At 60.8% G+C, this 24,351-nt stretch carries 18 protein-coding genes; 6 read left to right on the top strand and 12 right to left on the bottom strand.

Annotated features, from left to right (window positions below; translation table 11 throughout):
- Positions 1-169 precede the first annotated feature (169 nt).
- Together KVG85_RS07600 and KVG85_RS07595 are read left to right on the top strand one after the other, a co-directional pair.
- Positions 170-2,251 carry a putative bifunctional diguanylate cyclase/phosphodiesterase gene (locus tag KVG85_RS07600; protein ID WP_217863457.1) on the top strand — a complete coding sequence of 694 codons (2,082 nt, stop codon included), beginning with the start codon at positions 170-172 and terminating at the stop codon, positions 2,249-2,251.
- A gap of 138 nt (positions 2,252-2,389) precedes the next feature.
- On the top strand, positions 2,390-3,136 hold the full coding sequence (locus KVG85_RS07595; RefSeq protein ID WP_024012870.1) for an SDR family oxidoreductase: 747 nt from the start codon (positions 2,390-2,392) through the stop codon (positions 3,134-3,136).
- Positions 3,137-3,267: 131 nt separating this feature from the next.
- Here the strand turns inward: KVG85_RS07595 and mapR are convergent, their stop codons facing one another.
- The 3 genes from mapR to KVG85_RS07580 all read right to left on the bottom strand — a co-directional run bounded on the left by mapR (position 3,268) and on the right by KVG85_RS07580 (position 6,682).
- A complete protein-coding gene (gene mapR, locus KVG85_RS07590) occupies positions 3,268-4,677 on the bottom strand; it encodes a GntR family transcriptional regulator MpaR (protein ID WP_071172353.1) in 1,410 nt (469 codons plus the stop codon).
- Positions 4,678-4,807: 130 nt separating this feature from the next.
- A complete protein-coding gene (gene ccoG, locus KVG85_RS07585) occupies positions 4,808-6,238 on the bottom strand; it encodes a cytochrome c oxidase accessory protein CcoG (protein WP_217863456.1) in 1,431 nt (476 codons plus the stop codon).
- A gap of 195 nt (positions 6,239-6,433) precedes the next feature.
- Positions 6,434-6,682, bottom strand: coding sequence for a DUF3203 family protein (locus KVG85_RS07580; RefSeq protein WP_016774630.1), 249 nt, complete (start codon positions 6,680-6,682; stop codon positions 6,434-6,436).
- 123 nt (positions 6,683-6,805) lie between these two features.
- On the opposite strand from KVG85_RS07580, the gene KVG85_RS07575 reads away from it, so the two are divergent.
- Entirely contained in the window at positions 6,806-7,318 is a 513-nt protein-coding gene (locus KVG85_RS07575) for an MgtC/SapB family protein (RefSeq protein WP_016774631.1), read from the top strand.
- Positions 7,319-7,468: 150 nt separating this feature from the next.
- Here the strand turns inward: KVG85_RS07575 and KVG85_RS07570 are convergent, their stop codons facing one another.
- Complete coding sequence (locus KVG85_RS07570) at positions 7,469-7,627, bottom strand: hypothetical protein (RefSeq protein WP_217863455.1); 159 nt, start codon at positions 7,625-7,627, stop codon at positions 7,469-7,471.
- Between the two features lie 217 nt (positions 7,628-7,844).
- Here KVG85_RS07570 and KVG85_RS07565 point away from each other — a divergent pair, with 217 nt between their 5' ends.
- The 3 genes from KVG85_RS07565 (at position 7,845) to glgB (ending at position 15,564) form a co-directional block, all read left to right on the top strand.
- Positions 7,845-9,842 carry an alpha-1,4-glucan--maltose-1-phosphate maltosyltransferase gene (locus KVG85_RS07565; protein WP_217863454.1) on the top strand — a complete coding sequence of 666 codons (1,998 nt, stop codon included), beginning with the start codon at positions 7,845-7,847 and terminating at the stop codon, positions 9,840-9,842.
- Positions 9,843-9,988: 146 nt separating this feature from the next.
- Positions 9,989-13,330: a maltose alpha-D-glucosyltransferase gene (gene treS, locus KVG85_RS07560; protein ID WP_217863453.1), complete on the top strand. Its 3,342-nt coding sequence runs from the start codon at positions 9,989-9,991 to the stop codon at positions 13,328-13,330.
- A gap of 2 nt (positions 13,331-13,332) precedes the next feature.
- Positions 13,333-15,564, top strand: a complete 2,232-nt coding sequence (gene glgB, locus KVG85_RS07555) for a 1,4-alpha-glucan branching protein GlgB (protein WP_206420328.1) — start codon at positions 13,333-13,335, stop codon at positions 15,562-15,564.
- Between the two features lie 115 nt (positions 15,565-15,679).
- On the opposite strand, the gene KVG85_RS07550 is transcribed toward glgB, so the two are convergent.
- The 8 genes from KVG85_RS07550 to glgX form a co-directional block, all read right to left on the bottom strand.
- Complete coding sequence (locus KVG85_RS07550) at positions 15,680-16,732, bottom strand: autotransporter outer membrane beta-barrel domain-containing protein (RefSeq protein WP_217863452.1); 1,053 nt, start codon at positions 16,730-16,732, stop codon at positions 15,680-15,682.
- Between the two features lie 379 nt (positions 16,733-17,111).
- Positions 17,112-17,894, bottom strand: a complete 783-nt coding sequence (locus tag KVG85_RS07545) for an endonuclease/exonuclease/phosphatase family protein (protein WP_056786852.1) — start codon at positions 17,892-17,894, stop codon at positions 17,112-17,114.
- Between the two features lie 198 nt (positions 17,895-18,092).
- Positions 18,093-18,851 carry a PIG-L deacetylase family protein gene (locus KVG85_RS07540; protein WP_016774638.1) on the bottom strand — a complete coding sequence of 253 codons (759 nt, stop codon included), beginning with the start codon at positions 18,849-18,851 and terminating at the stop codon, positions 18,093-18,095.
- 178 nt (positions 18,852-19,029) lie between these two features.
- Complete coding sequence (locus KVG85_RS07535; protein WP_217863451.1) at positions 19,030-19,689, bottom strand: glycosyltransferase family 2 protein; 660 nt, start codon at positions 19,687-19,689, stop codon at positions 19,030-19,032.
- A complete protein-coding gene (locus KVG85_RS07530) occupies positions 19,686-20,285 on the bottom strand; it encodes an SAM-dependent methyltransferase (RefSeq protein ID WP_217863450.1) in 600 nt (199 codons plus the stop codon). Before KVG85_RS07530 ends, KVG85_RS07535 begins: the two co-directional genes overlap by 4 nt.
- On the bottom strand, positions 20,282-21,040 hold the full coding sequence (locus KVG85_RS07525) for a PIG-L deacetylase family protein (protein ID WP_130929879.1): 759 nt from the start codon (positions 21,038-21,040) through the stop codon (positions 20,282-20,284). The genes KVG85_RS07530 and KVG85_RS07525 overlap by 4 nt, the downstream gene beginning before the upstream one ends.
- Positions 21,037-22,035: an acyl-CoA dehydrogenase family protein gene (locus KVG85_RS07520; RefSeq protein ID WP_206420325.1), complete on the bottom strand. Its 999-nt coding sequence runs from the start codon at positions 22,033-22,035 to the stop codon at positions 21,037-21,039. Before KVG85_RS07520 ends, KVG85_RS07525 begins: the two co-directional genes overlap by 4 nt.
- Position 22,036: 1 nt before the next feature.
- Complete coding sequence (gene glgX / locus KVG85_RS07515; protein ID WP_041480983.1) at positions 22,037-24,196, bottom strand: glycogen debranching protein GlgX; 2,160 nt, start codon at positions 24,194-24,196, stop codon at positions 22,037-22,039.
- Positions 24,197-24,351: the final 155 nt, after the last annotated feature.

Below are 24,351 nucleotides of genomic sequence, written 5' to 3'. Positions count from 1 at the left end.
GCTTAAAGCCCACTGCAGAGCGTTGTAGGACGATCGAACAAGCGTTTCATCGGCTTGATGGCAATTTGGTTACTTTGTCAGTGCGTTCTTCCGCGCAATCAGTACAATCGCCGCATTTGCCCGACCGAGAATGGAAGCAGTACGGTTTCGGCTTGTCACGAGAACGTCCATGCTCATCGGCAGCTATTCCTTCACTTTGGTTTTCATCTCGCTGTGCGTGGCCATTCTGGCTTCCTACACGGCGCTCGACCTGACTGGGCGCATCGCCACGGCGAAAGGCCGGGCCGTGCATTTCTGGACGGCGGGCGGGGCGTTGGCGATGGGCGTTGGCGTCTGGTCGATGCATTTCATCGGCATGCTCGCCTTCCAATTGCCGATCGACCTGGGCTACGACTTCGCCCTCACTGCGCTGTCGCTATTGATCGCGGTGCTGTCCTGCGGCTTTGCGTTATGGCTGGTCAGCCAACCGAAACTGCCACTGGCGCAACTGGCCTTCGGTGCGCTGATCATGGGGGCGGGCATCAGCGCCATGCATTACACCGGCATGGCTGCGCTGCGCATGACCCCGGGCATCGATTACGACCCGACATTGTTCAGTGCCTCCTTGCTGATTGCCGTCGGCGCCTCGGCAGCGGCGTTGTGGATTGCCTTTCGCCTGCGCCAGCATTCGCCCTATGTGCGGCTGATTCGTGCCGGCGCGGCGGTGATCATGGGTGTGGCGATTGTCGGCATGCACTACACCGGCATGGCGGCGGCGCAATTTCCTGACGGCAGTTTCTGCGGCGCGACGCTCAATGGCTTGAAGGGCAATGGCCTCGACAGTCTGGTCGTGGTCACCACGCTGGCGGTGCTGTCGATTGCCCTGTTGACCTCGATTCTCGATGCCCGCCTCGAAGCGCGCACCGCTGATCTGGCGCACTCGCTGACCGTGGCCAACCGCGAACTCACTCAACTGGCCTTGCACGATCCGCTGACCAGTCTGCCCAATCGCATGTTGCTCGACGACCGCATCAATCAGGCGATCAGAAAAGTTGAAGAGCAGGGCGGCTGCTTCGCCTTGATGTTCATCGACCTCGACGGCTTCAAACCGGTCAACGACGCATTCGGCCATCACATGGGTGACCAATTGCTGCGTGAGGTCGGCGCGCGTCTGCGTGAAGACTTGCGCAGCCAGGACACTCTGGCGCGAATCGGTGGCGATGAGTTCGTTCTGCTGGTGCGTTTGAGCGAGCCCAATGACGCCTTGAGCCTGGCTGCGCGTCAGGTCAGCCTGATCGGTCGCACGTTCCGCGTCGCTGAACATGATCTGCAGATTTCCGCCAGCGTTGGCATCGCCCTGTACCCGGGCAACGGCGCCAACGCCCAGGAACTGCTGATGAACGCCGACGCCGCGATGTACCACGCCAAGGGTGGCGGCAAGAACGGCTACAGCTTCTTCGATGCGTCGATGAACACCAACGCGCGCAAACAACTGCAACTGTTGCAGGACCTGCGCGCGGCCATCGAGCACAACCAGTTCTGCCTGCATTACCAGCCCAAATTCGACGCCGCCAATGGCCGTCCGGTCGGTGCCGAAGCGCTGCTGCGTTGGAAGCATCCGCTGCACGGCATGTTGATGCCGGACAAGTTCATCGATCTCGCGGAGAAAACCGGGCTGATCATTCCGATGGGCGAATGGGTGCTCAACGAAGCCTGCCGGCAGATGCGCGAATGGTACGTGCTCGGTTACACCGACTGGCGCATCGCCGTGAACCTCTCGGCCTTGCAGTTCTGCCATGCCGGGCTGGTGCAAAGCGTGGCCAAGGCGCTGGCGACCCACCATTTGCCGGCCAACAGCCTGACCCTGGAAATCACTGAAACCACAGCGATGAGCGACGCTGACGCGAGCATGACCGTCCTGCAAGAGTTGTCGGACATGGGCGTCGACCTGTCGATCGACGACTTCGGCACCGGTTATTCCAGCCTGATGTACCTCAAGCGATTGCCGGCCAATGAGCTGAAGATTGATCGCGGTTTCGTCCGTGATCTGGAGCACGACAGCGATGATGCGGCGATCGTCTCGGCGATTGTCGCGCTGGGGCAGGCGCTGGACTTGCGGATTGTCGCCGAGGGTGTCGAGACCGGCGCGCAACAGGATTTCCTGACCAAACTAGGCTGTGATTCGCTGCAGGGCTATCTGCTTGGCCACCCGATGCCGGCGGAGCGCTTCATGCAGGACATCTTGCGTGGGCAACGGCTGGCGGTGGTCTGAAAGACCGGGTCATCGTTCTTCGCGAGCAGGCTCGCTCCCACAGGGGGTGGCGGCAACACCATAGAACCCATGCAAAAGCCATGAATGGCAGTTATTCTTGGCCCCGACTGTTACGTGTGCACGTGGGGGAAGGCCAGCATGGATAAAGTCATTGTCATCACCGGTGGCGGGCGCGGAATCGGCGCAGCTACGGCATTGCTGGCAGCCGAACAGGGCTACCGGATCTGCATCAACTACCAGTCGGATGAACAGGCCGCACACAGCGTGCTCGAGCAGGTTCGCGCCTTGGGCGCCCAGGCCATCGCGGTTCGCGCCGATGTCAGCATCGAAGACGAAGTGATCGCGATGTTTCAGCGCGTCGACGCCGAACTGGGCCGGGTTACCGCGCTGGTCAACAACGCCGGCACCGTCGGGCAGAAGTCGCGAGTCGATGAAATGTCCGAATTCCGCATCCTCAAAATCATGAAAACCAACGTGCTGGCGCCGATCCTTTGCGCCAAGCACGCGATCCTGCGCATGTCGCCCAAACACGGCGGGCAGGGCGGCAGCATCGTCAACGTCTCCTCGGTCGCGGCACGCCTCGGTTCGCCGAACGAGTACGTTGATTACGCCGCATCCAAAGGCGCGCTCGACACTTTTACCATCGGTCTGTCGAAAGAAGTGGCGGGCGAGGGCATTCGCGTCAATGCCGTGCGTCCGGGCTACATCTACACCGACTTCCATGCCTTGAGCGGCGATCCGGATCGTGTCAGTAAACTCGAATCGGCCATCCCGATGGCCCGGGGCGGGCGGCCGGATGAAGTGGCGGAGGCGATTGTCTGGTTGCTGTCGGACAAGGCTTCGTATGCGACCGGGACGTTTGTGGATTTGGGGGGTGGGCGGTAAACCGGTGGAGTTGCAGTGTTAATGCCGGCCTCTTCGCGAGCAGGCTCGCTCCCACAGTTGATTTGTGAATGCAGACCCCATGTGGGAGCGAGCCTGCTCGCGAAGGGGCCAGTCCAGACAACATCTATCCCTCAGAACGACCGCACAATCCGCCCCAACGTCTCCATGGCCTTTTCCGATTCTTCGGTCCACGGGCTGCCGTAATTCAAGCGAATGCAATTTCTGAAACGCTGGGTCGGCGAGAATATCGGCCCCGGCGCGATGCTGATGCCTTGTGCCAGGGCCATCTGGAACAGCTTCAGCGAATCCATCTGCTCCGGCAATTCCAGCCACAGAAAGTAGCCGCCCGCCGGCTGGCTGACGCGGGTCTGCGCCGGAAAATACCTAGCAATCGCCGCGAGCATCGCGCTCTGCTGTTCTTCCAGGGCATAACGCAGTTTGCGCAGATGCCGATCGTAGCCGCCGTGTTGCAGATAATCGGCAATTGCCGCTTGCGCCGGCATCGAAGCGCACAGCGAGGTCATCAGCTTCAGTCGCTCGATCTTCTGCGCGAAACGCCCGGCCGCCACCCAGCCGATGCGATAACCGGGCGCGAGGCTTTTGGCGAACGAGCCGCAATGCATGACCAATCCTTCGGTATCAAAAGCCTTGGCCGGTTTTGGCGCCTGTTGCCCGTAATAAAGCTCGGCGTAGACGTCGTCCTCGATCAGCGGCACCTGATGCTGACGCAGCAGTTCGACCAGTTCCTGTTTCTTCGCCTCGGGCACGGTCGCGCCCATCGGGTTCTGGAAACTGGTCATGCACCAGCAGGCCTTGATCGGATGGCGTTCCAGAGTCTGCGCGAGCACGCCGAGGTCGATGCCGTCACGCGGGTGCACGGGGATTTCCACGGCTTTGAGCTTCAGGCGCTCCAGCACTTGCAGGCAGGCATAAAACGCCGGGGCCTCGATGGCCACCAGATCGCCGGGCTCGGTCACCGCTTGCAGGCACAGGTTCAGCGCTTCGAGAGCGCCGTTGGTGATGAGTAGCTCTTCCATCGGCAGCATCAGCCCGCCGACCATGTAGCGCAGGGCAATCTGTCGGCGCAGTTGCGGGTTGCCCGGCGACATGTCGGTGACGACCATGCGCGGATCCATCTCCCGCGCGGCGCTGGCCAGGGAGCGCGACAGGCGTTGCAGCGGAAACAGCGTCGGGCTGGGGAAGGCCGAGCCGAAGGGCACGGTGTTGGGGTCTTTGATCGAATCGAGTACCGAGAACACCAGTTCGCTGACGTCGACTTCGGTGGATTCGTTGACCTGACTGCTAATCACCGGCTCGGAAAATGTGCTCGGTGTATGGGCGTTGACGAAGTAACCGGAGCGCGGCCGGGCGCGGATCAGGCCACGGCGTTCGAGCAGGTAATAGGCCTGGAACACGGTCGACGGGCTGACCCCGTAAGCCTGGCTGGCATAGCGCACCGACGGTACCCGCTGGCCAGGGCCGAGGACGCCGGAGCGGATCAGTTCAGCGATGTCGTCGGCGAATTTTTCGTAGCGTTTCATGGTGGATCCGAATGGGGTCTATAAGGAATCGCGTCGCCTCCATTCGCGAGCAGGCTCGCTCCCACAACGACCGCGATTTCCTGTGGGAGCGAGCCTGCTCGCGAATGAAAGCACCGCAGTCTAAGGGCAATCAACGATTCATCGGCGCCACAAACCGGCTCTTCGCCACGCTGTATACCTGCGGCTCGTCACTGTCTTCAATCCTGAAACTCAATGTCTGCGAACTGCTCGCCGGGCGCTCGGTGGTCATCGCCACCGACACCGGCACATCGACAATCTCCCCGGGCGCCAGGCTCAATGCCGTTTTGCCCTGCAACTCAAACCCGTCGCCATCAACCAGACTCAAGCGGTAATCCTGCCGTTGCTGAGTCTTGTTGATCACTTTCAGCGAATAAATATTCTCGATCTGCCCCTGAGCGTTCTCACGGAACAACCCGCGATCCTTGGTCACGTCCAGCGACACCATCGGCCGCTCGATCAATGCCAATGCTAACGCTCCAATCATCAGCAACAGCACCGCTGTATAGCCAATCAAACGCGGACGCAGCAGATGAGTCTTGCCGCCCTGCAATTCGCGCTCGGAACTGTAGCGGATCAGGCCGCGCGGGTAATGCATTTTGTCCATGATCGAATCGCAGGCGTCGATGCATGCTGCGCAGCCGATGCATTCCATTTGCAAGCCATCGCGGATGTCGATGCCGGTCGGGCAGACCTGCACGCACAACTGGCAGTCGATGCAATCACCCAGGCCGGCTTCGACCGGGCGCACGTCACGCCTGCGCGGACCCCGGTTTTCGCCGCGTGCGGCGTCGTAGGCAATGGTCAGCGTGTCCTTGTCGAACATCACACTCTGGAACCGCGCATACGGGCACATGTGCATGCACACCGCCTCACGCAGCCAACCGGCGTTGATGTAGGTGGCGGCGGCGAAGAACAGCACCCAGAACAGACTGACGCCACCGATCTGCAGGGTCAGCAGCTCTTCGGCCAGCGGCCGGATCGGGGTGAAATAGCCGACGAAGGTCAGGCCGGTCATCACGCTAATTGCCAGCCACAACGTGTGTTTGGCGGCACGCCGCGCCAGTTTGTTCAGGCTCCATGGCGCCGCTTGCAGTTTGATGCGCTGGTTGCGCTCGCCTTCGGTGATCTTCTCGCACCACATGAAGATCCACGTCCACGAACTCTGCGGGCAGGTGTAACCGCACCAGACGCGACCGGCAAACACGGTGATGGCGAAGAGTCCGAACGCAGCAATGATCAGCAGGGCCGAGAGCAGAATGAAATCCTGCGGCCAGAACGTCGCGCCAAAGATGTGGAATTTGCTTTCCGCCAGATCCCAAAGTACGGCCTGCCGACCGCCCCAGTTCAGCCACACGGTGCCGAAGAACAGCACAAACAGAAGTCCGGCACCGCTCATACGCAGGTTGCGGAACAGGCCGGTGAAACTGCGAGTGTGGATCTGCTTGTCGGTGGAGCCGGCAGTCGCCTTCAGTGGGCGCGCGGGTACGCTTTTTATCGTTGGCGATGCTTCTACGGTTCGGACGGGGATTTGCTCGCTCATGTTCGTTCGCTCATCAGCCTCCATCAGGCCGATGCACTATGAGCGCCGATCTGTTTGCAGAACAGACTCAGGTTTGGCAATAAAAAGCGGATCAGATGAGGTTTGGCGCAGTGCCTGCGACAACTTGAAGCAACCTGCCAGGCGCGGCGCAAACGCCTGGTGCAGGCGTCTGCGGCGGATGTTGATCGAGGTCAATCAAACCACCGAATCACTGTCATCGGCCTTCAGATGTTTGCGCCCATCCTTGGCCCCGGCGACGGTCAAGGCATCGGCTTCTGCTTCGGTGATGTAGGTGCGTTTGCCTTCGATTTCCACGAACGACATGGCTTTGTCGCTATCGGTCAGGACTTCGAGGGTGTCGCAGATGCGAATTTCCTCACCATGCTCGACGGTAAAAAAACACACTTTCTGCTCGGGGTTGGATTCATCGATTCGAACGGGCATGGCGGCAGTCCTTGTTCCAGTGAGGTCTGCATATTAGGAAGCGCAGCGCGCCGATCGTTCTGCGCAACCGATTAATGGTCGCTGTTGTCCATCGCTTATCAAGCCAATAACAAGGGAGGCACGATGGAAGACTGGTGGGATGAAGTGTGGGCCACGATGCAAGCCGAGTTCGCCGATATCGGTGATGCCTCGCAAATGACCCGGATCACCGTACGTCTGGTGATGGCGGCGATTCTCGGCGGGATACTCGGTTTCGAGCGCGAGCATAAAGGCAAGGCAGCCGGCGTGCGCACGCACATGCTGGTGGCGCTGGGTGCTGCGCTGTTCGTATTGGTGCCGCAGACCTCGGGCGCAGAATCCGATGCGATGAGTCGGGTCTTGCAGGGCGTGATTGCCGGGATCGGCTTTCTCGGCGCCGGCACCATACTGAAAAATCAGCAGGGCGACGAAGCCCATGTCAAGGGCCTGACCACGGCGGCGGGTTTATGGATGACGGCAGCGATCGGCGTGGCGGCGGGGCTGGGCAAGGAAGCGACGGCATTGCTCAGTACCATTCTGGCACTGGCGATCTTCAGCGTGATGCCGTACGTGGTGAGAGTGTTCGAAAAGGATGTCGACAAGAACGACCACCTCTGACTCCCCGCCGGCTGATGATCGTTGCCCGATCGTTCCCACGCTCTGCGTGGGAATGCCTCAACGGACGTTCCGCGTTCGGCTCTGGATGGGACGCAGAGCGTCCCGGGCTGCATTCCCACGCGGAGCATGGGAACGATCAGGGGTTAGGGGTCAGACGACCACCGGCGGCATCGTGCTCGGTGGCTCTTCTTTCGGTGGTGGCGTGGTGCCTGGCGGCTCTTGCTCGGGCACCGGTGGCGGTTCGGTGTCCGGCAGGGTGGGTTTGTCGATGTTCGGATCGGGCGTTTCCGCCGGGATCGGGATGCTCATCAGGTGACCTCCGTATGGCACATGGCGTGGGACGTGCTTAAGTGAGTTGACCCGGCCACGACAAATTCGATCCGCAGGTTTGTCTTGTTAATTTCATCTGAACTTTTCCCCGCGCCGGTTGCTCGGAACCTAAGTGAGTTCATGACAGGGCCGGCGCTTTGTCGCGAATACTGTTCCGGCACAAGAGCGTCCTTGGGGCGTTAAGGAGAGATGCTCAATGACTGCTGAAAGACCTTCAGAGCTGAGTTACAACCCGCACATGCCGCTGTCGCAGGCGTTGCTGCTGCCACGTATCGTCATCGAAAACACCATGCCGACCCTCGACGGCGGCCAGTTCGCCGCCAAATCGATTGCCGGGCGCGAAGTGGTGGTGACCAGCAAAGTGTTTGCCGACGGCCATGACAAGCTCGCCGTGCGTATCCGCTGGCGCGAGGAAGGCCAGGAAACCTGGCAGACCGAGGTCATGTCCGATCAGGGCAACAACACCTGGCAAGGTCAGTTCCGCCCTGAGGAGCAGGGCCGCTACCTGTATTGCATCGAAGCGTGGATCGACCATTTCGCCAGCTTCCAGTACGAACTGGAAAAGAAGCACAGCGCGGCGGTGCCGGTTTCTCTGGAGCTGCAGGAAGGCCGCACGATGGTGCAACAGGCCGCCGAACGCAGCGAAGGCCAGCTCAGCGAGCAGCTCGCCGCGCTGCATCATGAATTGTCCGGCCTGCTCGAAACCGAGCAGGTTGCGCTGTTTCTGCACTCGCGCAGTGCAGAGCTGATGGCTCAGGCCGATCACCGTGCCTATCTGAGCATCAGCGACGAATTCCCCATGGACGTCGAGCGCGAACTGGCCGAGTTCGCCAGTTGGTATGAGCTGTTTCCACGCTCGATCACCGACGATCCCCAGCGTCACGGCACTTTCAACGATGTGCACTCGCGTCTGCCGATGATTCAGGACATGGGGTTCGACGTGTTGTACTTCACGCCGATTCACCCGATCGGCCGCGCCCACCGCAAGGGCCGCAACAATTCCCTGACCGCTGGCCCGGACGATCCCGGCAGCCCGTACGCGATCGGCAGCGAGGAGGGTGGCCACGAAGCGATTCACTCGCAACTCGGCACCCGTGAAGATTTCCGCCGCCTGGTGGCTGCCGCCGCCGACCATGGCCTGGAAATCGCTCTCGATTTCGCCATCCAGTGTTCCCAGGATCACCCGTGGCTCAAGGAGCATCCGGGCTGGTTCAACTGGCGCCCGGACGGCACGATCAAATACGCCGAAAACCCGCCTAAAAAGTATCAGGACATCGTCAACGTCGACTTCTATGCGCCGGATGCGATTCCGAGCCTGTGGGTCGAGTTGCGCGACATCGTCGTCGGCTGGGTCAAGGAAGGCGTGAAAATCTTCCGCGTCGACAACCCGCACACCAAACCGCTGCCGTTCTGGCAATGGCTGATCGCCGATGTGCGCACCCTGTATCCGGAAGTGATCTTCCTCGCCGAGGCCTTCACCACGCCGGCGATGATGGCGCGTCTGGGCAAGGTCGGGTATTCGCAGAGCTACACCTATTTCACCTGGCGCAATACCAAGGCCGAGCTGGCGGAATATTTCACCGAACTCAATCAGTCGCCGTGGCGCGAATGCTACCGGCCGAATTTCTTCGTCAATACCCCGGACATCAACCCGGCGTTTTTGCATGAGTCGGGGCGTCCCGGTTTCCTCATTCGCGCGGCGCTGGCGACTATGGGCTCGGGGTTGTGGGGCATGTATTCCGGTTTCGAATTGTGCGAATCGGCGCCGGTGCCGGGCAAAGAGGAATACCTGGATTCGGAGAAATACGAGATCCGCGTCCGTGATTTCACTGCACCCGGCAACATCATTGCCGAAATCGCTCAGCTCAACCGCATCCGTCGGCAGAATCCGGCGCTGCACACGCATCTGGGGCTGAAAATCTACAACGCCTGGAACGACAACATTCTGTACTTCGGCAAGCGCAGCGCCGATGGCAGCAATTTCATTCTGGTCGCGGTCAGCCTCGATCCGCATAACGTGCAGGAAGCGAATTTCGAACTGCCGCTTTGGGAAATGGGCCTGCCGGATGATGCCACCACCCATGGCGAAGATTTGATGAACGGCCATCGCTGGGACTGGCACGGCAAATATCAGTTCATGCGCATTGACCCGGCGTATCAGCCGTTCGGGATTTGGCGGATCAGCGCCACGTAATGATCGTTCCTACGCTCTGCGTGGGAATGCATCCCGGGACGCTCCGCGTCCCAAAGCGGACGCAGAGCGTCCATGGCGGCATTCCCACGCAGAGCGTGGGAACGATCGTCGTGGGACGCCCATAAAGTATTCAACAGGAGTTCCACATGGCGAAGAAACCCAAGGCAGCCGCCTTCATCAAAGACCCGCTCTGGTACAAGGACGCGGTGATCTATCAGGTTCACGTCAAATCGTTTTTCGACTCCAACAATGACGGGATCGGCGACTTTCCCGGGCTTATCGCCAAACTCGATTACATTGCCGACCTCGGCGTCAACACCATCTGGCTGCTGCCGTTCTATCCCTCGCCACGTCGCGACGACGGTTACGACATCGCCGAATACCGTGGCGTGCACAGCGACTACGGGACCATGGCCGACGCCAAGCGCTTCATTGCCGAAGCGCACAAGCGCGGTCTGAGGGTGATCACCGAGCTGGTCATCAACCACACCTCCGACCAGCACCCGTGGTTCCAGCGTGCGCGTAAAGCCAAGCCGGGTTCGGCGGCGCGGGATTTCTACGTCTGGTCCGATGACGACCAGAAATACGACGGCACGCGGATCATCTTCCTCGACACCGAGAAGTCCAACTGGACCTGGGACCCGGTCGCCGGTCAGTACTTCTGGCACCGCTTCTACTCGCACCAGCCGGATCTGAACTTCGATAACCCGCAAGTGATGAAAGCCGTGTTGTCGGTGATGCGCTACTGGCTGGACATGGGCATCGACGGCCTGCGTCTCGACGCGATTCCGTACCTGATCGAGCGCGACGGCACCAACAACGAAAACCTGCCCGAGACCCACGACGTCCTCAAGCAGATCCGTGCCGAGATCGACGCCAACTACCCCGACCGCATGCTGCTGGCCGAGGCCAATCAGTGGCCGGAAGACACTCAGCTGTATTTCGGTGACACCGATGCCGCTGGCGTCAATGGCGACGAATGCCACATGGCCTTCCACTTCCCGCTGATGCCGCGCATGTACATGGCGCTGGCGCAGGAAGACCGCTTCCCGATTACCGATATTCTCAGGCAGACCCCGGAAATTCCGGCGAATTGCCAGTGGGCAATTTTTCTGCGCAACCACGATGAGCTGACCCTGGAAATGGTCACCGACCGCGAGCGCGATTACCTGTGGAACTACTACGCGGCTGACCGTCGCGCGCGGATCAACCTCGGTATTCGCCGTCGTCTCGCACCGTTGATGGAGCGCGACCGTCGCCGCATCGAACTGCTCAACAGCCTGCTGCTGTCGATGCCCGGCACGCCGACCCTGTATTACGGCGACGAAATCGGCATGGGCGACAATATCTACCTCGGCGACCGCGACGGCGTGCGTACGCCGATGCAGTGGTCGATCGACCGCAACGGCGGTTTCTCCCGCGCCGATCCGGCCAGTCTGGTACTGCCGCCGATCATGGATCCGCAGTATGGCTATCAGTCGGTCAACGTCGAAACCCAGTCCGGCGATCCGCATTCGCTGTTGAACTGGACGCGCCGTCTGCTGGCCGTGCGCAAGCAATCGAAAGCCTTCGGCCGTGGCACGTTGAAAATGCTCTCGCCGGCCAACCGTCGCGTGCTGGCTTACACCCGCGAATACACCGATGCCGACGGCAAGCACGAAATCATTCTGTGCGTGGCCAACGTCTCGCGCAGTGCGCAAGCGGTCGAGCTGGACCTGTCGGCGTATGTCGGCATGGTGCCGGTGGAAATGCTCGGCGGTAACGCGTTCCCGCCGATCGGTCAGTTAAATTTCCTTCTGACCCTGGCGCCGTACGGTTTCTATTGGTTTGCACTGGCGGCAGAAAACCAGATGCCGAGCTGGCACGTCGAACCGGCGCAGAGCCTGCCGGACTTCACCACGCTGGTACTGAAAAAACGCATGGAAGAGCTGCTCGAAGCGCCGTCGCGTACGACGCTGGAGCAAAGCATTCTGCCGAGCTGGCTGCAGAACCGTCGCTGGTTCGCCGGCAAGGACGCGGCGATCGAGAAGGTCAATCTGGCTTATGGCGTGCGCTTCGGCGATGCCCAGCATCCGGTGCTGCTCAGCGAAATCGAAGTCATCAGCGGTGGCCAGACCAACCGTTATCAACTGCCGTTCGGCTTCATTGGCGAAGACCATGTCGGCCCGCCGTTGCCGCAGCAATTGGCGCTATCGCGTGTACGCCGTGTGCGTCAGGTCGGCTTGATTACCGATGCATTCAGTCTGGAAACCTTCGTCCGCGCCGTTCTGCAAGGCATGCAGAACAACACCGTCCTGGAGTCGATCGAAGGCGAAATCCGCTTCGAACAGACAGATCATCTGGAAAAACTCGGCCTCGGCGCCGAGTCGGATGTGCGCTACCTGTCGGCCGAGCAATCGAACAGCTCCGTGGTTGTCGGCAACAGTCTGGTGCTTAAGCTGATACGCAAAGTGGCTTCTGGCGTACACCCGGAACTGGAGATGAGCGCTTACCTGACCGAGGCCGGGTTTGCCAATATCTCGCCACTGCTGGGTTCGGTGATTCGCCGCGACGCGCAGGGTGAAGACAATCTCCTGATGATCGCCCAGGGTTATCTGAGCAATCAGGGCGATGCATGGGAATGGACGCAGAACAACCTCGAACGGGCGCTGCGCGATGAACTGGCCGACGCCATGTCCGAGCAGGAGCAGCATTACAACGCGCTCGGCGAGCTGAAGGACTTCGCCGGCATGCTCGGCCAGCGTCTGGGCGAGATGCATCAGGTGCTCGCTGCGCCAACCGACAACGCCGACTTTGCGCCGCAAGTGTCGTCGAGCAAGGACATGGCCGCGACGGCCAAGGATGTCACCGCCCAGGTCGAATATGCCTTGAAACTGCTCAAGCAGCATCAAGGCGAGTTGAACGCGGCGGACCAGAAACTGGTCAAGCGTCTGCTCGACGAGAAAAAAACCATTCTTGCCCATGTGCAGGATCTGGCGAAGAAAGCCACTGGCGGCTTGCGCATCCGGGTGCATGGCGACTTGCATTTGGGTCAGGTGCTGGTGATCAAGGGCGATGCCTACTTGATTGACTTCGAGGGCGAACCGGCGCGGCCGTTGAGCGAGCGTCGCGGCAAGCACAGCCCGTACAAGGATGTCAGCGGCGTACTGCGTTCGTTCGATTACGCAGCGGCGATGACCATCAATGTACACAACGTCGACAACAGCGTCGAAGCCGAAGCGGCGCGCAAACGGGTCGCCGAGCGTTATCTGCGCGAAGCACGCGAGGCATTTGTCCAGGCATACCGCGAGGCAGCAGCTAGTCTTGAGCATGCCTGGCAGGATCCTGAAGGTGCCGACGCCGCGCTGGCGTTGTTCGGCCTGGAAAAAGCCGCTTATGAAGTGGCATACGAGGCGGAAAACCGCCCAACGTGGCTGCCCGTGCCATTGCACGGCTTGTATGGATTATTGACAGGGCTTAAACCCTTTTCCGATCTTGGTGGAGAGTAGTCATGAGTTTCTCGAACAAGGAACAGGGTGTGGTAAAGGAAGCATTGTTACCCTCGGCACGCGACATTGATGCCTTGGTACGCGCCGAACATCAGGACCCGTTTTCCATACTCGGCCCGCACGGCGATGGCGCCGGCGGGCAATTCATCCGCGCTTATCTGCCCGGTGCGCTGAGTGTGGCGGTGCTGGACAAGGACAGCGGCGAAGAGCTTGGCCCGCTGGAGATGACCGAGACGCCGGGGTTGTTTGTCGGCCATTTCGATCAGGCGCGACCGTACCTGTTGCGCACGCGCTGGGCCGGTGGCGAACAGGTCGCCGAAGATCCGTACAGCTTCGGTCAGTTGCTCGGCGAAATGGATTTGTATCTGTTCGCCGAAGGCAATCACCGTGACCTCAGCGCTTGCCTCGGTGCACAGCTGAAAACCGTTGATGGCGTTGACGGCGTGCGCTTTGCCGTGTGGGCGCCGAATGCCCGCCGTGTCTCGGTGGTCGGCGATTTCAACGTCTGGGACGGTCGTCGTCACCCGATGCGCCTGCGCCATCCTTCGGGCGTCTGGGAGTTGTTCATTCCGCGTTTGCAAGCGGGGGAGTTGTACAAGTACGAAATTCTTGGTGCCCACGGCATTTTGCCGCTCAAGGCCGACCCGATGGCGCTGGCCACCAGCCTGCCACCGGACACCGCCTCGAAAGTTGCCTCGCCCCTGCAGATCGACTGGCAGGATCACGACTGGATGAATTCCCGTCAGGATCGCCAGCAGCGCTCCAAACCTCTGTCGATCTACGAGTTGCACGCCGGTTCCTGGCAGTGCGAGCTGGATGATCTCGGCGAGGTCGCGCGTCAGTACACCTGGCCGGAGCTGGCCGAGCGGCTGATTCCTTATGTGAAAGAGCTGGGATTCACCCACATCGAATTGATGCCGATCATGGAGCACCCGTTCGGTGGTTCGTGGGGCTATCAATTGCTTTCGCAGTTCGCGCCGAGTGCGCGTTACGGCACCCCGGATCAGTTCGCCGCGTTCGTCAACGCCTGCCATCAGGCCGACATTGGCGTGATCCTCGACTGGGTACCGGCGCATTTCCCCACCGATACCCATGGTCTGGCGCAGTTCGACGGCACCGCGCTGTACGAATACGGCAATCCGCTGGAAGGCTTCCATCAGGATTGGGACACGCTGATCTACAACCTCGGTCGCACTGAAGTGCACGGCTACATGCTGGCTTCGGCGCTGCATTGGCTGAAACACTTCCATATCGACGGCCTGCGTGTCGATGCGGTGGCGTCGATGCTGTATCGCGACTATTCGCGTAAAGCGGGCGAGTGGGTACCGAATCGTCACGGTGGTCGCGAGAACCTGGAGGCCATCGACTTCCTGCGTCATTTGAACGACGTGGTTGAACTGGAAGCGCCGGGTGCGCTGGTGATTGCCGAAGAATCCACCGCATGGCCGGGCGTCAGCCAGAGCACCCAGCAGGGCGGCCTGGGCTTTTCCTACAAATGGAACATGGGCTGGATGCACGATTCGCTGCACTACATCCAGCAGGACCCGGTGTACCGCGCCCATCACCACAACGAGTTGAGCTTTGGTCTGGTCTACGCCTGGTCCGAGCGTTTCATCCTGCCGATTTCCCACGACGAAGTGGTGCACGGCAAGCACTCGCTGATCGACAAGATGCCCGGGGACCGCTGGCAGAAGTTCGCCAACCTGCGCGCTTATCTGAGCTTCATGTGGACGCACCCGGGCAAGAAATTGCTGTTCATGGGCTGCGAGTTTGGCCAGTGGCGCGAGTGGAACCACGATCAGCAGCTGGACTGGTACCTGCTGCAGTATTCCGAGCACAAAGGCGTGCAGAAACTGGTGGGCGATCTCAATCGGCTGTATCGCGAAGAGCCGGCGCTGCACGATCAGGACGACGCGCCGCAAGGCTTCCAGTGGTTGATTGGCGATGATGCGATCAACAGCGTTTACGCATGGCTACGCTGGAGCAAGGACGGCTCGCCAGTGCTGGTGGTTGCCAACTTCACACCGGTACCGCGCCAGTCGTATCGGGTCGGCGTGCCGTTTGCCGGGCGCTGGACCGAGCTGTTCAACAGTGACGCCGACATTTACGCCGGCTCCAACTATGGCAATGGTGGCGGGGCATTGACCGATGAAGTACCGAGTCATGGTCAATCATTGTCGCTGGAACTGAATCTTCCGCCGTTGGCGGTGTTGATTCTCAAGCCGCAGGGCTAGCAGCTGTGGGAGCGAGCCTGCTCGCGAAGGCGCCATGTCAGTCAACAATGATGTTGAAGGTGGCACCGCTTCGCGAGCAGGCTCGCTCCCACAAGGTTCTTCAGCGTTCAGCAGATCACCAGCGCATCCGCACGCCGAGGCTGCCGATAATGCCGTTCAGGTCATTGTCATCCACATCGCTGCTGTAATCGGCGCTCATGTACAGGCTTACCGCCGGTGTGACCCGCGCCACCAGTCCCAAACCCAATTCCACTGTTGAAGACTTGCGGCTGCTGCTGATCTTGTCGACCTGATCGAGCGTCACCGTGCTGCCGGTGTAAACGGTGTGCCAAAGGTTGGTGCGCACGTAGGGTTCGACAGGCAACCCGTTCAAGTCATAACTGCCTTTCAACCGCGCACCGACGCGGCCACTCCACGCGGTCAGGTCGGTGGAAGAGGCATTGCCCGAGCCGGCGTACGGAGCGTCGAGACTGATGCGCTGGTTGATCAGTTGTGCCTGCGGCTCGACCACCCAGTTTTCACTCAAGCCGATCGGGTAACCGCCTTCGACGGAAAAGGTCATCGCATTGCCTTCGGTGGCTTGCCGATTACCTTGCGCAGTGCGACTGAAACCGCTGACTCGACCGCCGCTGGCCGACAGGTCGACGTGCCAGCCTTGCGCACCCACCAGACTGTAATAGGCGCCGAGGCTCTGGCCTTGCAGGTTGAGGCTGTCAGTGTTGCGGTCGGCGAGGGCACGGCGGGTCAGCGCACCATCGGCATTCAGCTGGACCTGATTGTCGCCACCTATAAGACCAAGGGTCTGAGTGGTCCCGTTAGCGCTTTTCAACGTGACCACGGCCGGACCTTTGAACTCGCCAGCGGCCATCGCATAACCGGAAGAAAGTGCGTCGGTCTGTGCTTGCCGAGCGCTCCTGCCGTACAGCTCATCCCATGCGGAGGGCGCGAGATCCTCAGTGATCAGGCGCGAACTCTGCTGACTCAATGGCAGCGGTCCGGGTGTTATCACCGTCACCGGCAAGGTCAGCACCGGTACGTCGGCGCGGTACCACGCGGGCTCATCCGCCGCAGATCCCGCATGCGCCTCCATGGACGAGCACAGCAACAGCGAACCTGACACTGTGCAAAGGGTGATTTTCAGTTCGTTTGGGGTCAGTGAAGTTTTCATGGAGGTCTACCTTGCAAGCGCATGCGTCATCTCGTGTTTGGCGTCTCTCCTACCCCGAACGAGGGGCGACCGAATAGAGCGGGGCGAACCGCGGCTGCTCGATTTCGCGAGTGCCGGAAGGTCAGCCCCAGTAGTGATTCCGGGGGTAGTAAGGTAGAGATAAGAAGAGTGACGCCTGCGCGTCAAGAAAATGCACGATGAATGGTGCACTTAAATCGGCCTTCGCAAGCGTTTGTTTTTCTGCACATAACTAAGTGTTTGTTTGCATGGAAAAACGCTTGCGAAGCAGGCGGCTGACGGTTTTTTGCCGCCGACGAAAGGTCCTTCCTAGCGGTAGTTGCCGGGAAGGCATGTCATTTAATTGCTGTCAAAAACGCAGCTACAGGTGTACTTCAACTGCTAACGGCAAGTGATCGGAAAGATGCGTCCACGGCTTGTTGCCAAGAATGCGTGGGTCATGGCTGCTGGCATTGCGCAGATAAATCCGGTCAAGCCTCAGCAAGGGAAACCGCGCGGGATAGGTTTTCGCCGGGCGCCCATGATGGCGCTCAAAGGCTTCATGCAGATAATCGCGACGGGCGAGGGCTGCGTTGCCTTGTAACTGCCAGTCATTGAAATCCCCTGCAATGATCACCGGCGCATCGTCCGGCAGTGATTCAAGCAACTGACAAAGCAGCTGCAACTGCAATTGCCGATGACTTTCCAGCAGGCTCAAATGCACACAGATTGCATGCACCTCGGCATGCCCGGGCACATCAAGGATGCAGTGCAACAGCCCGCGCCGTTCAGGCCCGGTGATCGACACGTCGAGGTTGCGGTATTCGCGGATCGGGTATTTCGACAGCAGCGCGTTGCCGTGGTGGCCGTCGGGGTAAACGGCGTTGCGCCCGTAGGCAAAATCGCTCCACATGCTGTCGGCGAGGAATTCGTACTGCGACGTCTGCGGCCAGTCGTTGTAGCGACTGGAATGGCGTTCGTGCTCACCCACCACTTCCTGCAGAAACACCAGATCGGCCGAGGTACTGCGCATCGCTTCGCGCAGCTCCGGTAGAACGAACCGCCGATTCAGCGCGGTGAAGCCCTTGTGGGTGTTGACCGTGAGTACCCGCAGGCGATGAATGACTGGCGCGTCGACCACTTGACGCTTGGGATCGCTGGACACGTTCACTCCTCTGAATTGGGCCATGCCTGTTCATGCGACTGGTTTGAGGGGGTGGCAGTTCCTTCCGATGATTCACTGCTGGGCTATTGTGGGAGCGAGCCTGCTCGCGAAGACTTCATCACATTCAATACATCTGACACATGACACACCGCTTTCGCGAGCAGGCTCGCTCCCACAGGTATGTTGAGCTTCCGCCGTTCAGAAGAAGACGATTTCATACGGCAGGCGCATCCGCTCCAGCAGCACCGGTGGCAGCAGCGGGGCGATGCCGATGGCCGGTTCGCCCTTGAGCTGGCTGGCATAGGCGTGGGTGGCGTGGCTCTTGCGCGCGACTGTCCAGGTGTCGAGACGCAGCTTGCGCGCGCGTTCCCAGGGAATCATTTGCTGCTCGCGCTCCGGCCAGTGCCAAGCCCACACCGGCACATCGTGATAGGTCGCCCCGGCCTTCTGCGCCGCGTCGAAACTGGCGCGGCCAACCACTTCATGATCCGGCGGGCCATCCTTGCGCCAGGTACTGAACACTACGTCGCCCGGTCGCAGGTAACGGCCGATGAACTCGGTGAGCTGGCTTTGTTGATCACTCAGTGCGTTGTCGGTAAAGCCGCCGCGCACCCACTTCAGGCTGTGCATGGGCAGGCCGAGGCGGCGCAGGGCTTCGACGCTTTCCTGCGGACGGAATACGCTCAGACGTTGTTCCGACCACTGCCGCGAGCCGGGGTGGCTGGCGCTACCGTCGGTAATCGAGAGCAATTGCAGGGGATGGCCAAGGCTGGAGAGCAATTGCAGCAGACCGCCGCAAGTGACCACTTCATCGCCCGGATGCGGGGCGATGACCACGGCGCGGGCGCCGGCGGGTACCAGACTGTGGGTGTTGATGACGGGAATATTGTCGAGTTGCGGCGCGCTGTTCCAGATCTGTGCCGGCAGGCCGTGTTCGTTGAGCAATGACGATTTCATGAGTGCGACGTCCTTGTGGTATCTCGCCCTCAGTCGTGAGCAGCCAACGCTGATCGCGGCCCGTGAAGGCAAATGAATAGCAACGGTGCAGTGCTCCAACCCTTGGATTACTGCGAGGCAGAGTATTGCTCAAGACAGCGGATTCGTCGCGTCACAGATCAATCTGATCCGTAATTTTTTATTCCAGCTGTGCCAGATTGCGCAGAAAGTCACCGAACCCGCCCTTGGCCCGACTGTCGAGACGGGCGCTGGTGTGCACTTGCGGACGGTGACTCCAGGCGATATTGGCGCCGCTGCGCTCCAGTGCACGCACCAGTTGCACATCCTCGTCACAGGTCAGCGGTTTGAAACCGCCGGCCAGACGATAAGCCTCGGCACTGACACCGAGGTTGGCGCCGTGAATGTGTCGATGGCCATCACGGGCCTGGTAGTGGCGGTGATAGCGAATCTGTGCCGCCTCATCGATCGATTCGTGCCAGTGTTCGACCGTTACCGTGCCGCACACTGCGTCAGCCTCCAGCCCCAGTTGCGCCGCCAGCCAGTCATCGGCGACGCGGCTGTCAGCGTCGGTGCAGGCGATCCAGCGGGCACCGCGCTCGAGCAGCAGGCGCGCACCGGCGGCTCGGGCTTCGCCGACGTTGCGTGCGTCGATCTGCAGGCTCAGCACCGGATAAGCGCTGACGATCTGCGCCGAGCCATCGCTGCAACTGTCTAGCACCACCAGTGTTTCCACCGGCTCGCCGGCCAGTTGTGCATGCTGGCTGGCGCGCAACGCTGCGCGCAGGCATTCATCAAGCAGCGCCTCTTCGTTGTGCGCCGGAATCACAATACCGATCAACGCAAGCCCTCCAGGGCCGCCACCGAGCGTGGCTCGCGGCTCCACAGTTCGAGAATGAAATCCGCTTCCTGATGCAGCACAAGACGCGGCAAAGCCAACTGATCGTGGATCTGATCGTGGACCTGACGTGCATTCAGCGGGCAGCCCTCGATCGGCGGGCGCCAGTGGCAGGCCAGCAATTGTCCGTCGGCGGTCAGTGACTCACTGATACGGCGGATCATTTCTGTCAGATCTTTTTCGTCGAGGTAGTAGCCGATTTCGCTGAATACAATCAGGTCGAATTTTTCCTTCGGCCAGTCGGCCGGAAGGCGGCCCTGACGGACTTCGGCATGCTCGAAAAGGCTTAAGCGAGTGCGCGCCAGCTTCACCGCCGCGCTCGCCGTGTCACAACACAACAGGCGGTCGCAGCGCGGGGCCAGTTCTGCACTCAGTTCGCCGTTGGCGCAACCCGGCTCGAACACCGACCTGTAGCGCGGACGGGGCAGGGCGGCGAGGGTGATCGCGCGCTTGCGCTGTTCGTACCAGCGCTGGCGAAACGCCCATGGGTCGTCATTGCCCGCGAACAGGCCGTCGAAATAGCGGTCATCGACGCTCACAGGAACACCACTTCAAAAGGTTGCAGCAAACGATCGAGCACATAGGGCGCGAGCACCGGCCCGAGGCCGACGTCGCGGTCGCCTTCCAACTGGCTGGCGAACGCGTGCGCTGCGTGGCGTTTTCGTGCGATGTGCGTCGGTGAAAGGAGGATCTTGCGCGCCCGCTCCCATGGCACCGTGGCGTCTTCCGGGGTTGCCCAGTGCCAGGTCCAGACCGGAAGTTCATGGCAGGTCGCACCAACGCGTCGCGCCGCCTCGACACTGGCGCGGCCGACGGCCTCGTGATCGCTGTGACCGTCCTGGCGCCAGGTAGTGAAAACCACGTCACTGGCATGCAGATAACCGGCGATGAATTCGCTCAACTCGGTTTCCTGCGCCGCCACTTGCGTATCGGTAAAACCTCCGCGCAGCCATTTCAGGCTATGCATCGGCAGACCGAGACGACGCAAGGCTTCGGCAGACTCCTGCGGGCGCACCACGCTCAAACGCTCGACTGTCCAGCGCTGCGAGCCGGGGTGACTGGCGCTGCCATCGGTAACCGAGATCAACTGCAACGGCCGTCCGGCTGCCGCCAGCAACTGCATGATGCCGCCGCAACCGAGCACTTCGTCGTCCGGGTGCGGTGCGATGATCACCGCTCGCGAACCCAGCGGTACCAAGTCAAGAATGTCGATGGCCGGCAGCTCGGCCAGACGCCGCGAAGCCTGCCATTGCTGCAATGAAGTGCCCTGGCCAACGATCGGGTTGTCCTTCATAACGCCCAGACCTCGCAGGACTGACCAGCAATCTGCTGGCCCAGTGCAGCAAGGTCGCGTTCAGCGTGACTCTGGCGCAGAAACACCGGCAGGTCGGCACTCAACCGGGCGAAATGCCGATCCTGACAAAACGGCCCGGCACCCAACGCACGACCGACTTCACGCATCACCTGTTCAGCAGACTGTTCAACCACGGCGCGGGCGCGGCGGGCGAGCAATTCAGCGTCGGCCTCGGGCTGCGCATCGATTTGCAGCGCGCTGAAGCGCAACACATCGGCTGCCGCTTGCAGTGCTGTGTCAGTCGCACCGAGATGGGCGAGGGCGTGCGGTTCATCGCGTTGCGCGCAATGCTGACGCAGCCCTTCGGCAATCCGCCGTGAAGCGCCATACCAGCAAGCGGCGATACCGATCCCGCCCTGCCAGAACCCCGGTCGTTGCAGGTAATCACCGGGGTTGCCAATGGCCTGCGCTTCAGCGTTGTCGAACAGCACTTCAACGCTGCCGGTGGCCGCCATGCCCACCGCTTGCCAGCCTTGATCGGTGATGGTCACGCCAGGTTGATCGAGCGCGACTGCAACCAGTTGCTGTTGACCGTCCGCGTCCCATGCGGTGAGCAAGGCGTGGCTGAGCACCGCAGCGCCAGAGCACCAGGCCTTGCGCCCGTTCAGCGACACCATATGCCCGGCCGGCGTGACTTTCACCCGTGCCTGCGGCGGTTCGGCGGCCCACATGCCCCACGTGCTGCCCGGGGTTGGCGTACCGCCCAATTGCTCGATGATCGCCAGCGCATCCGTGTGGCCTTCATAGAGTTTGCACAGGCCTAAATCGTGTCCACCGACTTCCGAGAGACGCTGAAAGCGCTCCAGCGTGTGACCGCTGCCGGGCAACGGCAAGCGGTCGAGGCCGGCCTCGACCATTGCCCGCAGGCAACGGCCGAGGGCATTGGTGTCGGCGTAATCTGGCGGACGGCGGGCCAGATAATGTTGAAAGTCCATATCAATCTTCTTCGTCACGTTGCAGTTCGAACAACAGCAACGAACGCCCGGTCACCGAATATTCATGGCCGAATTCAAAGCGCTCCTGGCCGCGAATCGACGGCTGATTGGTGTCGATCATGCAGGTCCAGAAGCCGCCATCCGGCACTTCCGGCAGGGTGAAGTTGACGATGTCGTGATGGGCGTTGACCACCAGCAGCAGGGTCGCGTCGGCACCTTTGCGGCGGATGCCGGTTTCCTGCGCGCGGCCATCGAGGAGCATGCCGAGGCAGCGGTTGTGCGCGTCATGCCAGTGCTCGGTGGTCATCTCGGTAGCGTCCGGTGCCAGCCAGGTCACGTCCTTGACGCCGATGTCTTCGTTGTATTCGCCGACCAGGAAGCGTCCGCGACGCAGGATCGGATAAGTCAGGCGCAGCTTGATCAGGCGTTTGACGAACTTGAGCAGGGCCTTGCCGTCCTCGCTCAGGTCCCAGTTGACCCAACCAATCTCGCTGTCCTGACAATAGGCGTTGTTGTTGCCGTCCTGGGTGCGGGCGAATTCGTCACCGGCAACGATCATCGGTGTGCCTTGGGCCAGCAGCAGGGTGGCGAAGAAGTTGCGCATCTGCCGATGGCGCAAAGCGTTGATTTCCGGATCGTCGGTCGGACCTTCGACGCCGTGATTCCACGACAGGTTGTTGTTACTGCCGTCCTGATTGTTCTCGTCGTTGGCTTCGTTGTGCTTGTCGTTGTACGACACCAGATCGTTGAGAGTGAAACCATCGTGGGCGGTGATGAAGTTCACCGACGAATACGGCCGGCGCCCGCGCTGGTTGAACATCTCACCGGAAGCAGTCATGCGGCTGGCGAAATCGGCAAGCTGAGCGTCGTCGCCTTTCCAGAACGCGCGCACGGTGTCGCGGAACTTGTCGTTCCATTCGACCCAGCCCGGCGGAAAGTTGCCGACTTGATAGCCGCCGGGGCCGCAGTCCCAAGGTTCGGCGATCATTTTCACCTGACGCAGCACCGGGTCCTGACGGCAGGCGACGAGGAAGCTGTGGCGCTCGTCGAAACCATCGTGGTAGCGGCCAAGAATGGTTGCCAGGTCGAAGCGGAAGCCATCGACGTGCATCTCACTGGCCCAGTAACGCAGGGAGTCAGTGACCATTTGCAGCACGCACGGGTGGCTCAGGTCCAGGGTGTTACCGGTGCCGGAATCGTTGATGTAGTAGCGCTTGTCGTCGGGCATCAAGCGGTAGTAGGAGGCGTTGTCGATACCGCGCATCGACAGGGTCGGGCCTTGCTCGTTGCCCTCGGCGGTGTGGTTGTAGACCACGTCGAGAATGACTTCGAGGTTGGCATCGTGCAGGTGCGCGACCATTTCCTTGAATTCGGCAATCTTGCCACTGGCCAGATAACGCGGGTCCGGGGCGAAGAACGCGATGCTGTTGTAGCCCCAGTAGTTGGTCATGCCCTTTTGCAGCAGATGCTGATCGTTGACGAAAGCATGGATCGGCAGCAATTCGACAGACGAAACACCGAGCTTGCGAATGTGCTCGAGCACGTCGTCGACCATCAGACCGCCGAAGGTGCCACGCAGGTTTTCCGGCACCGACGGGTGACGCATGCTGATGCCGCGCACGTGGGTTTCATAGATGATGGTCTTGTCCCACGGCACGCTGACGCGATGGTCGTTGCCCCAGGTGTGGGCCGGGTCGATGACCTTGCACTTGGGCACGAAAGGTGCGCTGTCGCGTTCGTCGAAACTGAGGTCGGCGTCAGGGTGGCCGATGGTGTAGCCGAACAGCGCCTCCGACCATTTCAGCTCGCCGACCAATTGCTTGGCGTACGGGTCGATCAGCAGTTTGTTGTGGTTGAAGCGGTGACCATTGGCCGGGTCATAAGGACCATAAACGCGGTAGCCGTAGATCAAGCCAGGATGCGCATCCGGCAGGTAGCCGTGGTAGATCTCATCGGTGTATTCCGGCAGCTCGATGCGTTCGAGCTCGACCTCGCCGGCATCGTCGAAAATGCACAGCTCGACCTTGGTGGCATTGGCGGAAAACAGAGCAAAGTTCACCCCCAGACCATCCCAGGTCGCACCGAGCGGGAAGGGCAGGCCTTCACGGATTCTCGACGGCTCGGCGTGCGCAGCGGGTTCGGCTTTCTTTGGACGGGTCATGATTGCTCCTGCAAAAAAACGGGACAGTTCAGGCAATGAGATTTCCTGGTCGGAGCGAGCCTGCTCGCGAAAGCGTCGGTACATTCGACATTTTCACCAGCTGACCTGGCGCTTTCGCGAGCAGGCTCGCTCCCACAGGGTTGTGTGTTTTTCCC

The organism is Pseudomonas triticicola (assembly GCF_019145375.1).
Lineage (GTDB): Bacteria > Pseudomonadota > Gammaproteobacteria > Pseudomonadales > Pseudomonadaceae > Aquipseudomonas > Aquipseudomonas triticicola.
This window is presented reverse-complemented; position numbering and strand designations above follow the sequence as displayed.

Bases quoted from the DNA above. Each gene is read 5' to 3' on its own strand.
- KVG85_RS07565 (WP_217863454.1), top strand. From the start codon at position 7,845: ATGACTGCTGAAAGACCTTCAGAGCTGAGTTACAACCCGCACATGCCG.
- KVG85_RS07525 (WP_130929879.1), bottom strand. From the start codon at position 21,040: ATGAAGGACAACCCGATCGTTGGCCAGGGCACTTCATTGCAGCAATGG.
- mapR (WP_071172353.1), bottom strand. From the start codon at position 4,677: ATGAAACGCTACGAAAAATTCGCCGACGACATCGCTGAACTGATCCGC.
- KVG85_RS07580 (WP_016774630.1), bottom strand. From the start codon at position 6,682: ATGCCCGTTCGAATCGATGAATCCAACCCCGAGCAGAAAGTGTGTTTT.
- glgX (WP_041480983.1), bottom strand. From the start codon at position 24,196: ATGACCCGTCCAAAGAAAGCCGAACCCGCTGCGCACGCCGAGCCGTCG.
- glgB (WP_206420328.1), top strand. From the start codon at position 13,333: ATGAGTTTCTCGAACAAGGAACAGGGTGTGGTAAAGGAAGCATTGTTA.
- treS (WP_217863453.1), top strand. From the start codon at position 9,989: ATGGCGAAGAAACCCAAGGCAGCCGCCTTCATCAAAGACCCGCTCTGG.
- KVG85_RS07550 (WP_217863452.1), bottom strand. From the start codon at position 16,732: ATGAAAACTTCACTGACCCCAAACGAACTGAAAATCACCCTTTGCACA.
- KVG85_RS07540 (WP_016774638.1), bottom strand. From the start codon at position 18,851: ATGAAATCGTCATTGCTCAACGAACACGGCCTGCCGGCACAGATCTGG.
- KVG85_RS07595 (WP_024012870.1), top strand. From the start codon at position 2,390: ATGGATAAAGTCATTGTCATCACCGGTGGCGGGCGCGGAATCGGCGCA.
- KVG85_RS07520 (WP_206420325.1), bottom strand. From the start codon at position 22,035: ATGGACTTTCAACATTATCTGGCCCGCCGTCCGCCAGATTACGCCGAC.
- KVG85_RS07570 (WP_217863455.1), bottom strand. From the start codon at position 7,627: ATGAGCATCCCGATCCCGGCGGAAACGCCCGATCCGAACATCGACAAA.
- ccoG (WP_217863456.1), bottom strand. From the start codon at position 6,238: ATGAGCGAGCAAATCCCCGTCCGAACCGTAGAAGCATCGCCAACGATA.
- KVG85_RS07600 (WP_217863457.1), top strand. From the start codon at position 170: ATGCTCATCGGCAGCTATTCCTTCACTTTGGTTTTCATCTCGCTGTGC.
- KVG85_RS07575 (WP_016774631.1), top strand. From the start codon at position 6,806: ATGGAAGACTGGTGGGATGAAGTGTGGGCCACGATGCAAGCCGAGTTC.